General features: G+C 63.8%; 16 protein-coding genes. 6 read left to right on the plus strand and 10 right to left on the minus strand.

The genetic code is table 11. The annotated features are described in order from the left end of the window. Positions 1–42: 42 nt before the first annotated feature. From HWX39_RS02640 to HWX39_RS02655, 4 genes are all read right to left on the minus strand, one after another. Complete coding sequence (locus HWX39_RS02640; protein WP_175965429.1) at positions 43–2538, minus strand: fimbria/pilus outer membrane usher protein; 2496 nt, start codon at positions 2536–2538, stop codon at positions 43–45. A 123-nt stretch (positions 2539–2661) separates the two neighbouring features. Then, on the minus strand, positions 2662–3378 hold the full coding sequence (locus HWX39_RS02645) for a fimbria/pilus periplasmic chaperone (protein WP_175965430.1): 717 nt from the start codon (positions 3376–3378) through the stop codon (positions 2662–2664). Between the two features lie 64 nt (positions 3379–3442). Next, positions 3443–4042 carry a fimbrial protein gene (locus tag HWX39_RS02650; protein ID WP_175965431.1) on the minus strand — a complete coding sequence of 200 codons (600 nt, stop codon included), beginning with the start codon at positions 4040–4042 and terminating at the stop codon, positions 3443–3445. A gap of 763 nt (positions 4043–4805) precedes the next feature. Further along, positions 4806–5066, minus strand: a complete 261-nt coding sequence (locus tag HWX39_RS02655; RefSeq protein ID WP_175965432.1) for a hypothetical protein — start codon at positions 5064–5066, stop codon at positions 4806–4808. Here HWX39_RS02655 and HWX39_RS02660 point away from each other — a divergent pair. Next, the gene (locus HWX39_RS02660; protein ID WP_175965433.1) at positions 5059–5274 is read left to right on the plus strand and encodes a hypothetical protein; all 216 of its coding nucleotides are present in this window, start codon (positions 5059–5061) and stop codon (positions 5272–5274) included. The two genes, HWX39_RS02655 and HWX39_RS02660, sit on opposite strands and share 8 nt — an antisense overlap. A gap of 370 nt (positions 5275–5644) precedes the next feature. Here the strand turns inward: HWX39_RS02660 and HWX39_RS02665 are convergent, their stop codons facing one another. Further along, a complete protein-coding gene (locus tag HWX39_RS02665; protein WP_175965434.1) occupies positions 5645–5977 on the minus strand; it encodes a DUF2322 family protein in 333 nt (110 codons plus the stop codon). Between the two features lie 107 nt (positions 5978–6084). Further along, positions 6085–6786 carry a flavin reductase family protein gene (locus HWX39_RS02670; RefSeq protein ID WP_175965435.1) on the minus strand — a complete coding sequence of 234 codons (702 nt, stop codon included), beginning with the start codon at positions 6784–6786 and terminating at the stop codon, positions 6085–6087. Between the two features lie 297 nt (positions 6787–7083). Here HWX39_RS02670 and HWX39_RS02675 point away from each other — a divergent pair, with 297 nt between their 5' ends. Beyond that, positions 7084–7410, plus strand: a complete 327-nt coding sequence (locus HWX39_RS02675; RefSeq protein ID WP_175966056.1) for a thioredoxin family protein — start codon at positions 7084–7086, stop codon at positions 7408–7410. 10 nt (positions 7411–7420) lie between these two features. Then, positions 7421–7840, plus strand: a complete 420-nt coding sequence (locus HWX39_RS02680; RefSeq protein WP_175965436.1) for a secondary thiamine-phosphate synthase enzyme YjbQ — start codon at positions 7421–7423, stop codon at positions 7838–7840. An 80-nt stretch (positions 7841–7920) separates the two neighbouring features. On the opposite strand, the gene atsR is transcribed toward HWX39_RS02680, so the two are convergent. Genes atsR through HWX39_RS02695 form a run of 3 tightly spaced genes read right to left on the minus strand, consistent with a single transcriptional unit; the run spans position 7921 to position 11147 of the window. Beyond that, positions 7921–9732: a hybrid sensor histidine kinase/response regulator AtsR gene (atsR, locus tag HWX39_RS02685; RefSeq protein WP_175965437.1), complete on the minus strand. Its 1812-nt coding sequence runs from the start codon at positions 9730–9732 to the stop codon at positions 7921–7923. Beyond that, positions 9729–10232 (minus strand): molybdopterin-dependent oxidoreductase, encoded by a 504-nt coding sequence (locus HWX39_RS02690; protein ID WP_085038380.1) that lies wholly within the window; start codon positions 10230–10232, stop codon positions 9729–9731. The genes atsR and HWX39_RS02690 overlap by 4 nt, the downstream gene beginning before the upstream one ends. Positions 10233–10274: 42 nt before the next feature. Then, positions 10275–11147 carry a helix-turn-helix domain-containing protein gene (locus HWX39_RS02695; protein ID WP_175965438.1) on the minus strand — a complete coding sequence of 291 codons (873 nt, stop codon included), beginning with the start codon at positions 11145–11147 and terminating at the stop codon, positions 10275–10277. Positions 11148–11506: 359 nt separating this feature from the next. Between HWX39_RS02695 and HWX39_RS02700 the strand changes: the two genes are divergently transcribed. The 3 genes from HWX39_RS02700 (at position 11507) to HWX39_RS02710 (ending at position 14166) form a co-directional block, all read left to right on the plus strand. Beyond that, complete coding sequence (locus HWX39_RS02700; protein WP_039369757.1) at positions 11507–12094, plus strand: SEL1-like repeat protein; 588 nt, start codon at positions 11507–11509, stop codon at positions 12092–12094. Between the two features lie 121 nt (positions 12095–12215). Continuing rightward, positions 12216–13043: a hypothetical protein gene (locus HWX39_RS02705; RefSeq protein WP_175965439.1), complete on the plus strand. Its 828-nt coding sequence runs from the start codon at positions 12216–12218 to the stop codon at positions 13041–13043. A 115-nt stretch (positions 13044–13158) separates the two neighbouring features. Next, the gene (locus tag HWX39_RS02710; RefSeq protein ID WP_175965440.1) at positions 13159–14166 is read left to right on the plus strand and encodes a hypothetical protein; all 1008 of its coding nucleotides are present in this window, start codon (positions 13159–13161) and stop codon (positions 14164–14166) included. 75 nt (positions 14167–14241) lie between these two features. Here the strand turns inward: HWX39_RS02710 and HWX39_RS02715 are convergent, their stop codons facing one another. After that, positions 14242–14751: a hypothetical protein gene (locus HWX39_RS02715; protein ID WP_175965441.1), complete on the minus strand. Its 510-nt coding sequence runs from the start codon at positions 14749–14751 to the stop codon at positions 14242–14244. Between the last annotated feature and the right edge of the window lie 236 nt (positions 14752–14987).

Here is a 14987-nt window from a genome sequence, read left to right on the forward strand (position 1 = left end):
TAGGCATCGGACACGAGCTGGCGTGCACAGCCCCCCCGTGCGCTACCGGCCAGCCATGCGGCAGCTCATCGCAACACGCTCGTACATGAGCGCCTTGTTCTGCTGCGGCAACGCGTAGTCGCCTTCGCACGTGCCTTCGCTCCAGCGAATCGACAGGCGGCCTTGATCCTTCACGCCGAACACGAGCACGCGCGATGCGTTGTCGACCATGCCGAGTACCTTGTCGTCCTGGTCGTAAGCCGTTGCGCCGAGCGGCACCTTCTTGCCGTCGGTCGTCGTCACGTCGAACTGGATGCGGCGGCCGGTTTCCGCGGCAAAGCGCGCCTTCACGATTGCGCCGCGCGTCGGCACGATGGTTTTCGCGTTCTCGGTGATCTCGGTGTCGTTGCCGAGGCTTTCCGTGTCGATGTTGAGCCAGTTGTAGCGGTACGGCTGCGCATAAGGCAGCACGGCATAGCCGCGACGGTCGGTGCTGACCGTCGACGACGAATCGAAGCGCGCGCCCTTCACGCCGGGCACCTCGACGATCGCGAACGTCTCGCCAACCGGCTGGCCGAGCGTGATGCCGCCGCGGTGCGCGACGACCGACCCGGTTGCGCCGACGTCGACGTGCTTGCCGTGGCCGGACTGGCTGTAGTTCGACGTCAGCTTCACCATCGGCGTATCCCAGCCGAGGCCCACGCCGCCGGAGCCGCCGTTGTCCTTCTGGTATTCGCCCTGTACCGAATAGTTGACCGTGTTCTGGTCGTTCAGGAAGCCCGATACGCCTGCCTGAACGCTCACGTCGCCGCGCGTTGACGCCGTGACGTTCGAATAGGCACGATGCGCGCGCGCGGTGTTGCCGAACGGAATGCTGACCGTCGCGGAGATCTGGTTGTCGGTGCGCCCGAACGGCCCCGTATCCTCGGTGCGCGCGAGCGCGACGCTGTAGCTGATGTTCTTCAGCGAGCCGCTGTAGCCGAGCTGGATGTTGCGGCTCGTGCCGCCACGGTTCCAGTAGCTCGTTTCACCGATGCTCGCGTAGACCGACCCATTGCGGCCGAGCGACTGGTTGATGTTCAGATCGACGCGGCTCTTCTGGCGCCGTACCCCGTCGCCTTGCCGGCTGCTCATGTCGTCGACGTGCTGGCTAAGCGTGCGGAAGCCGTCGGTCGAATACCGATAGCCGACCATCGTGAACGTGGTGTCGGTGGCCGCCAGCGTCTTCGAGTACAGGAACCGGAAGCTCTGCCCGTTCGCCTTGCGGCCGGGCGCGTTCGACTGGCTATGCGTCACGTCGAACGAAATGCCGCCGAGCCGCGAGTTGAAGCCGATCCCGAGCGCGATCGCGGCATAGTTCTGCGCGCCGATCAGGCCACCGTAGCCGGTGAAGTTGTCGGACAGGCCATACACCATCGTGCCCTGCGCGAATTTCGGGCGAACGTCGCCAAATCCGCGATACTGCCCCGCGGAAAACGAATAACGAACCGAGCCGCGCCGGATCATCACGGGCAGGAACGAATAGGGTTGCGTATAGCGCCGGACGCTGCCGTCGGATTCGGTGATCGAGATTTCGAGATCGCCGTTGGAGCCGCTCGGATAGATGTCCTTCAGCTCGAATGCGCCGGGCGTGACCGTGGTCGAATAGATGACGTAGCCGTTCTGGCGCACCTCGACGACCGCGTTGGTCTGCGCGATGCCGCGCACGACCGGCGCGAAGCCGATCTCGTCGTCCGGCAGCATGCCGGTGTCCGAACCGACCTGCACGCCGACGAAGCGAAAGCTGTCGAAGATTTCGCCGGCCGAATACAGTTCGCCTGCCGACAGCGTGCCCTTGATGCCGCGCAGGTCGCGCTGCGCGTAGGTACGGTTCGACGTGAACTGCGACTTCGTGCCGCGGCGCCCGGTGAGCGACGATTCGTTCCTGAGCCGCCAGCCGCCGACGTTGAAGCCGTTGCGCAGGCCGAGGTAATAGTAGGAACTGTTGTATCCGGAGTCGGAGTCGTGGCTGAAATTGGCCTGATAGTTGCTGTAGGCCGCAATCACGCCGTCGTCCCACTTCGACGGATCCACATAGCCGCGCGACCGGCCCGGCACGTAGGCCTGCGGCACGCTGACATTCAGCGACAGTGCGCCGACGTCGAAATCGGTCGACGCGCCGTCGATGATCTCGGCGAGATTCAGCGCGGCGTTGTCTTGCAGGTCGGCCGGAATCCGGTTTTCCCGCTCGAGTCGCTTCACGTCCACGCCGAGCGCCTTGAGCAGGCCAAGCGTGATGACGGGCTTGACCTCGCCGCCGTTCGCCTGAAAGACGATCGATTCGCGCTTGCCGGGACGCTGGTTCAGCGACACGTCGACGTCATACGTGCCGGGCGGAACCGAGCTGCCCTGTTCGAGGTACTTGAGCTCGACGGGCGCGTCCCCTTTCTTGAGGAACAGTTCGTTGAATTCTGCTGCCTGAACCGACGTGGCCGCAACGAGGCTCCCGAGCGCCACCAGGCAGGATGCGCCCTGGCACGCCGCTACCCGCAAATCGATTTTCTTTTCAGTGGTATTCATGCCTTGACCTTGATCGCGTGCCTTTCCCAACCTGCCCGGATTTCAGGAATGCGCGCCCTCCGATAATTTAGTAATGCGAATTGCTATTGAGCGATTCGGGGCCGGAACTGACAGAATGTGCTGTCAGTTGGAGACTGCTGCGTTGTTCTCTTCGGTCGCGCCGAAATCGTTGATCGACTCGAAATCGACCTTGGCGCCCGGTGCAAGCGATTGGCCGGTGTAATTCTTGACGCTGAGCTGACGGGTCGATTGCGGCGGAATCATTTCCGTGTCGATCGGATGCGTTTGCGCGCCACTACGGAGCGTTGCCTTGACCAGTGATACGTAATAGGGGGTGTTATTAACAACCTCCATGCCATATTTTCCGCCCACCGCCCGCCAGTGCCATTGAAGCTGCTTGGGTGCGTCCTCCGGCTTGCCGGCGAGGTTGGTCGGTCGATAGAACAGCTTGATGCGTTGACGCACCGCGACTTGGAGCGTGTTCTCGCCATCCAATTTCTGTGGAATTTCCTGCACGCTGAGCCAGAACACGGATTCGCGGTCAGTCGGCAAACCCTGGCCGGCATAGAAGATCCGCAGCGTTTGCTGCTTTTCGGCGCCGAGACGGCTCAGCGAAGGCGTGATAGCGAACGGCAGATCGCCTTTCTGGTCGTCGGATTCCAGCCATGACTGGATCATCACGTCTTGCTTAGACGGATTCCTGACGAGCACGGACGCTTCCTTGCTCTGCGCCGTGTAAATGACACGCGTGCCATTCAACGAGATGCCGGCGACAGATGCGCCGGAATAGGGTAATAGCGAGCTGGCCGCGACCAGCCCGGCAATGAGTGATCGTTTCATGATGGACTTGGAAAGTGAGAAGGGCGACGGAACCATGACCCGCCGCGTCGCCCGTAGGGGAGCTTTACTCGTAGGTCAGCGTGAACGGCAGCGTGCCGTTTGCCGTACCGGCCTTGACCGCTGCGCCGTTTGCAACATAGCCTGCACGCAGATTCAGCGCGGCGGTGTAGCTCGGCGCTTCTTCCGTGCCGCCCTTGACGAGCGGGGCATCGAACGTTTCGTTCGCAGCCAGGTTCAGCAGCTTGTTGTTGCTGTCGTACAGGCCGATACCAACGCCTTCCGCGTTGCCCGCGATCTTCAGCAACTGATTGTTCTTGCCGTCGATGCCCGAACCTGCGACCGGGTCGAACTTCATCTTGACCATGTTCAGGCCAGTGCCGGTGTTGCCGCAGTCGAGGTTCAGGTTGATCTGCGTGCCTGCTGCCACGCCACCGCCGGCGGTACCGCCGATCGAATCCGCGCTCACAGTGCCGAGGTTGACCGCAATGTTCTGGCCGCCGGTGCCGGGCGACACGTTGGCGCCTGCGCCGCCCGTGAGCGTGCACGATGCGGTCGTGATTGCGCCGGTGAAGTTGATGGTGCCGTCGGCAGCCATTGCCGAGCCTGCTGCTGCGAACGAAGCTGCTGCTGCTGCGATAGCGAGAATGTTTTTGTTGAAGGCCATGATTTTCTCCGTTTCAACGTGATTTAAAGGGGGTAAATAACTCTTTGGAAGAGTTGTAAGGATGGTATCGTGCCGCCGACACGCCTATAAACTGGACGTGTTCGAAATGGAGGATTGTTGGTATAGGACAAGTACTAATTTGTATCGTCGGAGAAAGTCTCGACGCGCATTTCGTTGAAACATTAAATGGATTTGACGTTGTCAGATCGAGCTGATGCTGATGGCAACCGCTCGGCGGGATGGACGGGGGAGCGTCGTCGGTGCTTGCCGGAATGCTTGGTCGGTTTGCATGCGAAATTCATTTTCGCCGGATCCGATATCAAGTGCTGCGCGTATGATCCGGTTTCCTGTCGTTATATGTTTTGTGCCGGAATTTAGAAAAGCACCATTCCGTGCATGTCGTTTACTGTTGCGGCGAAATCCCCGGCAGAAACGGAATGTCGTCGCGTGACAGTTTCAATAGTCACCCTCATGACTGTCAGCGGCCCGGTATTTCATGTCGGACGAGGCGCCCGCGCAGGCCGAGGGGCATCGCGCATCGGCAGTCGGCAGGACATGCCGGTGTCGCGGTATCCCGCTACGACGGCATGCCATTGGAGGCGTACGTCACGGCAGATGTCCGGTGACGAAACGCTTCAATCATCCGAACGGCACCGGTTTCGGGCGTCCATCCTGACGTGCTTCGATCGCAGAACGGGGCGGCGCCCTGCATGCTCGCGGTCTCCGGGTCGTCCAGCGTATCGAGCCGTGCGCAACGCGTCGATCACATGTTCGCGCGCGGTGTGAAACCGGTCGAGCGCCATCCGGTTCGATTGCCAGAGCGCGGTTGCCGATCCGTCGGCGAGGATTTTTTGGCGACAAGGTCCGGGTCGAACGCCGCGCCGTTGACGACCGAGTCGTCGAGATGCTGGTTCGCATACGTGCCGAAGCCCTTGCGCGCGTAGCTGACGTGGTACGCAGGCCGCCCCTGCAGCACGGATTCCAGCGCGCCGTGCAGGCGCCCCGAGACGACACAGATGGGCATCGTGTGCGAGCAGCGTCTCCCGCGGCACGAGCGCGTCCTGGATGCCCACATTGCGTTAGTACGCATCGTCGTCGTTGCCGCGGGAAGCGCTTTGCATGCCGAACGATATGCGGAGGCGCGGCGGATGCACGCGATTCCCGCAGCGGACCGTGTGCGCCTCAAGTGCGTGTGTGCGATGCATCGCAAGAAATTCGACGCTGACGCGTGATGGATGAGGTGATTCGCCGGCGGCAGTGCGGGCGATCTTCGCGAGGTTTTTGTCTAAATCGGCGCAGCCAATCGCGAAAATGACGACCGGCGTGCGAGGCCGTCATCGATGATATGAATGCGGGCGCATGCGTCAAGGCATGCGCGGGGAGCTATGCCTTTCGCCAAGCCGGGCCGACGTGCGGCGGGCAACTGCGAGTGCTCGACGAAAGCGAAGAGTCTGTGCCGACACGTGCATGCGCTCGATGCGGCATGACTGAACTGCCGAGGTTCTGCGGGTGGGCCGATGATGCGGCACGCATTGGCACTCGTTAAAGAGATGCATGAGCGTGCCGCGCGTCGAGGCGCGGCATCATGGCCCCGCCCGTTGCTCAACCCTTCGCGACGACGTTGATGTGCAGCGCGTCGCCGCCGGCGACGATCGCGAGCAGGCGATCGACGTTCGGATGCGCGCCGGGGCGGTTGCGTGCGTCGGCAGTGTGCTCCGCGAACACGGCGAGGCCATGCTCGGCAGCCTTCGCGTCGAGCGTACCGAATGCCTGCTTCAGGTAGTGGTACACAGCGAGCGAACCCTGCTTGCCGGGTTGGTTCTCGATGCTGGCGACCACATCGCCGTTCGCGCCGACGAGATCGATGCGCGCGATGCCGTCGATGGCCGGCAATTGCGCGAGATTGTCCTTGAATACTGGGGTAGCTTGAATCACTGAAAACACTCCGTCGGTTCGGTCATGGGCCAATGAGCGTGGCCGGCCGCATTTTATCCGATCGGTTTCGGTGCACCGGCCGGCGCGGGCCGCCACATCGCGCTTCATCACCGCCCCGCGTCGGCCGGCACGCCGACATCGCGCGAACGCTCGATGTCCGGGCTGCGATACGCGCGCTCCGGAATCTCGGCGAGCCTCGACGCATGCACCTGCCGTGGCCCCAGGCCATAAAATTTCTGGAAACTCATGATCAGCGGCGACCATTTGTCCGGATCGATGCGGTCCGGATGACCATCCATCAGCAGGTCGGGATGCACGTGCACGCGCTGGATGCGTACCTCGAACACCGTGATCTTCCCGCGCAGGTCCGGTGTTTCCTCGGCGAGGCCGTGCGTGGCCGCGACGACCGCTTCCAGGTGTACCGGGCATTCGAGCGCTCGAGGCGGTGATACGGTCTGCGATGGCACCTCCGTCAGCTCCGCCGTGCCGAACTTGTCCGGCTCGTACACGTAGCCTCTCGCACGCTTCGATTCGGGCACCGGATGCGTGCCCGTCGTCCGTGCGATCCGGTCGACCGCGTGCGCTTGCGCGGACGACGGGAGGTTCAGCACGCATTCGCCGGTGCGCATCAGGTTGCGGGTGGTCTGTGAGCTGGCGGCGATGCCGATCACGCCGCGCCAGCCGAGCCAGAACGCGGACGAGATCGGCGCGAGATTGGCCGTGCCATCCGGATTCAGCGTGCTGACCAGCACGACGGGCGTGCCGAAATAGAGGATGTTCGGTTCGGTGACGCGATGTGGGGCGTTCATGGTCGGGGCCTTCGCTTCGTTGAGAGATCTGCTCGCATGCTGATCCTGTCGCGGCCGCGCGGCGCTCCGATTCTTGTCGTCTCATCCGGAGACTGTCGCGATGCGGCGACGCAGGAAAATTGCTCGCCGGGCAGCGCCTGCGATGCGCGGCAACGGCGCGAGCATGCGGCGCGCGAGCGGCCACGAGCGCATCGGCACCACGCAGGCTTTTCCGCTACAGTAAGAAATCGCAGGCCGCATGCCGCCGCGCCTCGCGTGCCGCACGGCTACATTCCGGAATTGCACATGAGGGCCCCGATGAACACGCCGCAACGCTATATCGCCAACGCGCCCACGCGCGAGGAAGTCGACGCACTCGCCGGCGCGACCGTCATCGAATTCGGCGCCAACTGGTGCGGCATCTGCGCGGCCGCGCAGCCCGCGATCGTCGAATCGTTCGCCGCCCATCCTGCCGTGCGCCACCTGAAGATCGAGGACGGGCCGGGCCGCCCGCTCGGCCGCTCGTTCCGCGTCAAGCTGTGGCCGACGCTGGTGTTTCTGCGCGACGGCGTCGAGGTCGCGCGCGTCGTGCGCCCCACCGATGCCGCGCAGATCGAAGCCGACGGCTTCGCCGCGCTGGCCTGACGCCATGGCCATGCAACAAGCCATCACGCATATCGCCGTCGACGCGCACGGCGGCGGCCTCGTCGAGTTCACGCCGCAGGTGCGCGCGTTCGTCGACCAGCAGTCGATCCGCACGGGCCTGCTCACGGTGTTTTGCCGCCATACGTCGGCTTCGCTGCTGATCCAGGAGAACGCGGATCCGTCGGTGCGGCGCGATCTCGAAGGTTACTTCGCGACGCTCGCGCCGGAAGACGAAAGCCGCTACGAGCACGACACCGAAGGCCCCGACGACATGCCCGCCCATTTGCGCACGGCGCTCACGCAGGTGCAGCTGTCGATTCCGGTCGAGCATGGCCGCATGGTGCTTGGCACCTGGCAGGGGATTTATCTGTTCGAGCATCGGCGCGCGGCGCACCGGCGCGATATCGTGCTGCATCTGATCGGCGAATAAGCGCGAGCGCGAGCGGAACGCGCGATGCAGCCGCAGCGCCGGCGCGCGACGCCGTGCACGTTTGCATGCGGCGCACCGCTTCAGGCGAGCAGCTTCTCGACGAGGTCGCCGAGTTCGCGCAGGTGCACCGGCTTCGGCAGGAATTCGTCGAACACGTGCTGGTTCTCGCGTAGCGCGGCCGATTCATACGCGCTGACGCCGAGGATCGCCGGATGGCGGCCGTCGTCGTCCGGCTGCGCGACCGCGCGAATGCGGCGCGCAACCTCGAAGCCGCTCAGGTCCGGCAGTTCGAGATCCAGAACCACGATGTCGTAGCGGCCCGCGCCGAAGCGCGCGACGCCTTCCTCGCCGGTGCCGCACAGATCGGCGTCGATGCCGAGCGCCGACAGCATCGCGCCGAGCGTTTCGCGCGCGTTGTCGTTGTCGTCGACGACCAGCGCGCGCCGGTCGCGATGCGCGGCGGCGGCCGGCCACGCGGGCGCTTCGCCGGCGGCCTCGATGAAGTCGGGCACTTCGACGGGCAGCGTCACGACGAATTCGCTGCCTTCGCCGACCACGCTGCGCACGTCCACATGCCCGCGCAGCGTCGTGACGATTTCGCGCACGACGGCAAGCCCCATGCCGATCCCGTCCACATGCAGCCCGACCGCGTCGTTCGCACGATAGAACGGCTCGAAGATCTTCGGCAGATGCTGCTTCGCGATGCCGGTACCCGTGTCGCGCACGGCGATCGTCAGTTGCTTGCCGGCCGGTGCGTCGGCGAGTGCGATCGATATGTCGATCGATCCGCCGAGCGTGTATTTGACGGAATTCTCGATCAGGTTCGACAGCACCTGTCGCAACAGCTTGCGATCCGAGCGGATCGAGAGCGCGTGCGGTTCGACCTGCTGCGCGACCGCGATACGCTTGGCCGCGATCTTCTCGCGCAGCGGCTCGATGACTTCGACGAGCAGCGACGCCATGCCGACCGTTTCCAGTTCGGCGAGGCGCTTGGTCGAGCGCAGCTTGATGTAGTCGGTCAGGTCCTTGACGAGTGCCTCGAGCGACAGCGCGGAATTCTGCAGCCGCCGGATCGTTTTCAGGTTTGCGTCGGATTGCGGGCGCGCGAGCAGGATCTCGATCGACCCGCAGATCGCCTGTAGCGGCGTGCGCAGCTCATGGCTGACCATCCCGAGGAACGCGTTCTTCGCCTCGATCATCTCGAACGCACGATCGGATGCCTTGCGTTCGGCGTCGAGCGCCGCGTCCTGCCGTTCGAGCAGGTCGTCGCGCGTGCGCATCGTGTAGAACAGCAGCAGGAACAGCGCGCACAGGATCACGCCGAGCACGATGCCGAGGATCAGGATCGCGCGCTGCTTTTCCTTCAACTGATGGAACGTGAAGTCGCGCTGCGCCATCTCGATCGCGCGGAAGTAGTTCGCCAGGCCGTTGACCTTCGGCCAGTACGCATTGACCTCGTGGATCAGCTGCCGCGCGTTCTTTGGCGCACCGCGCAGCAACGGCACGTCGTGCTTCAGGCGCGTCATGAATTCGCCGAGCGCGGCGATTTCGTCGCGTGCGCGCGGGATGCGCAGCCAGTATTCGGATACCTCGGACGGCCGCTGCAGGAACCCGAACGACACCGACAGGCTGTCGAGCTGCATCTGCACGTGATCGAAGTCGTCGTCCTGATGCGTTGCGTAGAGGATCAGCTGCCGGTCGAATCGCGTATAGACGTTCCGGTATTGCGCGGCGGTCCAGAACACGCCTTCGCGCGGCCCTTCGAGCACGCCCTCGTTGACCGACGTGGCGAGGAGGTCCCACAACAGGAACGCCCACGCGGCGAACCCCATGATCCACAGCGAGCCGAGGACCAGGATGATTTTTCTATTTTTCCATCGCCGGCGTTTCATTTCACCGTCAGGCCGATGATCTGCCACGCGAACTTGGCTTCGCCGAGCGGCGTCTTCAGTTCATCGGGATACTGGTCGCGCGGGTACATGATCCACAGTGGGCCGTAGTTGTCGTTGCCGAGCACCTTGCCGTTCATCGTCCGCGCGAGGATCACGCCGTAACGATCGGCGTCGGACACGGGAATCGTGAACGTGTACTCGTCGATGCAGCGGAACTCGATCTGCGTGCCGTGCGCGCCGACGGTCTTCAGGATGTCGGACAGGCGCGGGCCGGTGAAGGTCGCCTTCGGCGTCCAGCTCGTCGACGTGACGATCGTGTGCTGCGGCAGCGCCATCAGCGCCTGCTCGGAAAACACGTAGGCCGTCTTGCCTTGCTGGTTGTGCTTGTCGATCTTGCCGTCGACGGTGAACGTAAACGACGAAGCGGCCCAGGTCGCGGCCGCCATGCCGAGCAGGCAGGCCGTCAGCAGGCCCTTGGTCCAGATGGTCGAGATTCGCATGTCTTGCCCTCGGTCGTGCGGTGGTGATTTGTCGTTGTGGCCTCAGTTCGCGGCGGCGGGAGCCGGCAACGGGATCTTCAGTTCGCGCGCCACTTCGGCGAACAGGATCGGCAGGCGCACCGGCTTCTCCTCGCAGCGCGCGTTGTAGTGCGACACGATGTGCGCGATTTCGTCCTCGCTGGCTTCGCCGGTCGAGATCTTTCCGGTCAGCAGGAAGATCGGCGCGCCGCTGTTCTCGCTCGAGCGGATGCCGCGCACGAGTTCGGCGGCCGTCTGGTCGCCGAGCATCCAGTCGAGGATGTAGCCGTCGAAATCCTCGACCTCCAGTGCCTTGCGGAACGCCGCGCCGTCGAAGTACGGAATCGCGTTCACGCCTTTTTCGATGAAATATTCACATACCGTTTCGGCGACATCCCGCGAATCGTCGACCACGGCGATCCGCGCCGCATACACGTTCGGCTGGGTCGAGCGCAGCTCGATGACGTCGACCGGATACGTGCGGCCTTCGCGTGCGTGCTGACGCTCGGTGATGAGCCATTCGCCCTGCCACTGCAGCGCGACGAAATCGGTCTCGATCTGGCTGCTGGCCTTGGTCGAGATCGCGGCGCGGCAGCGGAAGCGTCGCGACTCGATCACGAGCGTCGCGTCGATCATCTCGGCGGCGGCCGGCTGCGTGCCCTTGTCGTCGAGCAGGATCGCGGGCGGCACGCCGAAGTGCGTCGCGATGTCCTGCAACTGCGACAGGTTCCACGGGATCAGGCCTTTCATCTTGCGCGTGACGACCGAGAAGCTCAGGCCGAGCACGTTCGCGATCGTCGTGTTGTGACTTCGCGGCGGAATGCCGTTCCGGTTCAGTAGGTCGCGCACCTTGTTGGCGGTGATCAGATCGACGTTGGCCTGCTCGCTGTTGGACATCTCGACGGGGTCTCCAGGGGTTTTGGCGAGGGTGAGCATATCAAAACTGACGCGTCATGCAAGCTTTGAAAAAGCGAATGACCTTGACATGCCATTTTTCTCCATTATTATTGCTCACCACGTCACTATTGTTTTTCGCGTCATGTTTGGAGATCGATGCCGGCCACAGGCGGTGCAGCGAAACGCGGGAATCATGAAGCAGTGACTGAACGATTCGAAGAGAGAACCTGAGAGAGCCTTGGAGTGCGTGTCGGCGTTGGCGGATTGTATCCGTTGCGCCGCGCGCCGCCGGGTACGAGCTCGCGGGGGTGGGATAGCTCGAAGAATTGCGGCGCCAATAGAACCTGAGGGAAGTAACAATGTACCGCCGTTTACTCGCACCGGGGCTGCTGTTGCTACTGGCCGCGTGCGCGCAGGATCCGTCGATCACCAGCAACACGGTGCGGATCTGCGACGACACAGGTTGTTCCGACCGCCCTAAAGATCAGGTCTCCTATCAAAAAAGGGACGATTCGGAAGACCAGGAAAGCCCGCGCATCGCTGCGCTGAAGCAGACCGCGAAGACCCAGCCGAAGGCCGCCTACGACCTCGGCCTGCGTTATTTCCGCGGCGACGGCGTGCGCCAGGACAGCTACCAGGCACTCAAGTGGATGCGAGAGGCCGCCGAGCGCGGCGACCTGCAGGCGCAGAAGGCGCTCGGCAGCTTCTACCTGTTCGGCCTCGAGGAAATGGGCTCCGACGCGCGTGAAGCGGAGAAGTGGCTGTCGATCGCGGCCGGCCGTGGCGACAAGGAGTCGAAGAAGCTGCTCGACCTGGCGCGCAAGGCCAAGAAGGAAGACGAAGAAGACTGGAAATGGCGCACGGAATGGCGTGACCGCTATTACGGCTACTGGTACTCGGGCTATCCGTACTACGGCGTCTGGCAGCAGACGTACTGGTACTACTGACCGGGCCTGAAGCAACGGGGGCAGCAGCGGGGAGACCACCATCGCGCGCCTGCCGGGGGGGCTTATCGAAGTTCGCACGAACACATAAGCCGGACAACGACTCTAATCGATCAATAACGACATGAAGACCATCCTTTCCCAACGTCTCACTCAAGGTGCGCTGGTGGCGGCGCTTTGCGCGTCCGTGACGGGCTGCGGCGGCGTGGTGACGCCCGGCGGCCAGAACGCGGGCGTGACCGGTGCCGCCGCGGGCGGCGCGAGCGCCGGCGCCGATTCGGGGCTGCAGCGCTGCGCGTCGCCGCTCGGCACGATCGCCGTCGATGATGGCCGCAACGCCGACTGGTGGGGCCCGTTCGGCAGCGCGACCAAGATGACGACGATCGACCCGCTGCTGCGCCTAGCCGTCCAGCAGTCGAACTGCTTCGTGATCACGTCGATCGGCAACCAGAAGAGCGACGCGCGCCTGTCGCGCATCACGCAGCTGCAACGCAACTCGGGCGAATACCGCGCGGGCTCGAAGCAGCAGAAGGGCCAGCGTGTCGCGGCCGACTATTACATGGAACCGCAGATCGTCATCAACGATTCGCCGATCGGCGGCATCGGCAGCATGATCGGCGGGCTGATCGGCAACAGCGCGGTGGCGGCGGTGGCCGGCCACCTGCAGACGAAGGCGTCGGTCGTGACGCTGACGCTGTTCGACGTGCGCTCGGCCGTGCAGATCGCGGCGTCGGAAGGCAGCTCGACGGCGACCAACTACGGTGCGGCGCTGGGCGGCTTCGGCGGCGGCGTGGGCGGCGCGCTTGCCGGCTTCTCGTCGACGCCGGAAGGCAAGGCGACGGTCGTCGCGTTCATCGACGCGTACAACAAGATGGTCGTTGCGCTGCGCAGCTACAAGGCGCAGGACGTCAAGGGCGGCCTCGGCCGCGGTGGCCAGCTTCAGGTCAACTGACGCCCCCGGGCCGGTGGTGCGCCGCCGGCCGATTCCTGATTCGCGGCTGTCCGTGCTCGCGGCGTGATCCGTGCGCATCGGCTTCATTCGTCCTTTTCGTTCCGAGGTGATCCCGATGAAAGCCGTTGCATTGATCGCACTGACGTGTCTGGCGCTGACCGCTTGCGGCGGCGACGATTCCTCGCCCGCGGCATCCGGCGGATCGGGCACGAGCAACAACGGCGGAAGTGGCGGCACCGGCGGCACGGGTTCCGGCGGGACGGGAAGCGGCGGCAGCGGTGGCTCGGGCGGCAGCACGCTGACGCTGCGCTACGACGCGCAGCCGACCGCGGCGGATCAGGCGAGCTTCCTGACGCTGCTCAACAGCGAAGGCGCGAAGGGCTATCGCTATCTGGGCGACTACTTCTACCGTGCGTCGAACGGCGGATCGCGTTCGATCTTCGTGAACGACGGCGCGGCGCAGACGTACACGTACCAGTTGCAGGCGGCGCCGTCCGACATGACGGGCTTCGTCAACCAGGCCAACGCGCAAGGCACGAGCGGCTACCGCTACGAAGGGCCGCTCACGTACGGCTATCTCTATCGCAAGGACGGCGGCTCGTCGGCGACCTATACGTACGCGACGACGGCGTTGCCGGCCGACACGAACGCGTTCCTCACGCAGGCGAACGGCCAGGGCCAGTCGGGCTACTGGTTCCTGGGCCCGATGATGGTCGGATCGGTGCAGGCGAACGTGTACATGAAGAACAACGCGTCGAACGCGACCTATACGTACGATGTGCTGGTGCCGGCGACGAACGTCAGCGACTTCATCGCGCAGGCCAACAGCGAAGGCGCGAAGGGTTATCGCGCGAAGGGCGGGATGCTGTTCGGCAGCACGATCTCGTGGGTCTACGTGAAGGACCAGACCCAGTCGCCGACCTTCACGTACCAGTCGGCCGCGATCCAGTCGACCGGCGACAGCTTCGTCCAGCAGTCGAACAATTTCGGCGCGCAGGGCTCCGCGTACCTGGGCGATCTCGCGCTTGGCACGTCGACTCCGGTGATGGCGTCGTTCTACTTCAAGCCGGCCAACTGCACGGGATTCCTGTGCACGACGCTGAATCCGCTAACGCAGAATTGAGCGGGCGACGCTGGCGCAGCCGCGTCGCGCGGGTCGTTCACTGCTGAATGACCCGCGCTCGCTGAGTCGAGTGCCTCAGGTGCGCCACGTCATCCGTGGACGCATCTTTAGCCGCCGGCTTGCCGGCGGCGTTTCGTTTACGCGTCGGATTGCGCCCCGTACGCGATCTCGCTGCGAAATTTCGATCACGCTCAAAGCAGATTTCTTGTTCTCACACGTGAGCCGAGCGTCGACGCTGACGTTGCCGCGATGGATGCGCACGCGCGCCCTTTTGTCACAGTCGAGATCCTCGAATTCGTCGCGGAGCCGGGACGTCATGTCGGAACAGGCGACGTCGATGCACGTCGACACCGGGTCGGCCGGCACCCGAGACGAAGCGCGGAAGTGACGCCGGCGCGCGTTGCTCGTCAGGACGCGCAGCGAAAACCGACCACCCACGCGTAGCGGCGCATTGACGCCGCACTTATCGCAACGTCGACACACGTCGCAATCGTCGGTCATCGTGTTCGCGGGATGGCGGTGCTTCCACACTGTCTCGCGAAGTGACCCGATGCGCATCACGCCGCGTGCTTGATCAATTGACATCAACCAATCTGCCGTGTAGGCAGAGGCCTCATTAGCAAATAGTACAAGACAAATCTCTATATCAATTTGTTTCGGACATGACCGATTTAAAGCGCCAGATCGTGGTGGCAGTATCGAGTCTTACATCGTCTCGATAAGCGATGAGCCTGCGGTAAGCGGAGAGCGTCGGTCTCGTTGAAGTTGTCAGGCCACGTCAACCAGGTTCGAAATTCAACAATTCGTAACGTTTGATTGAA

The organism is Burkholderia sp. BCC0322 (genome assembly GCF_902833045.1).
Classification (GTDB): domain Bacteria; phylum Pseudomonadota; class Gammaproteobacteria; order Burkholderiales; family Burkholderiaceae; genus Burkholderia.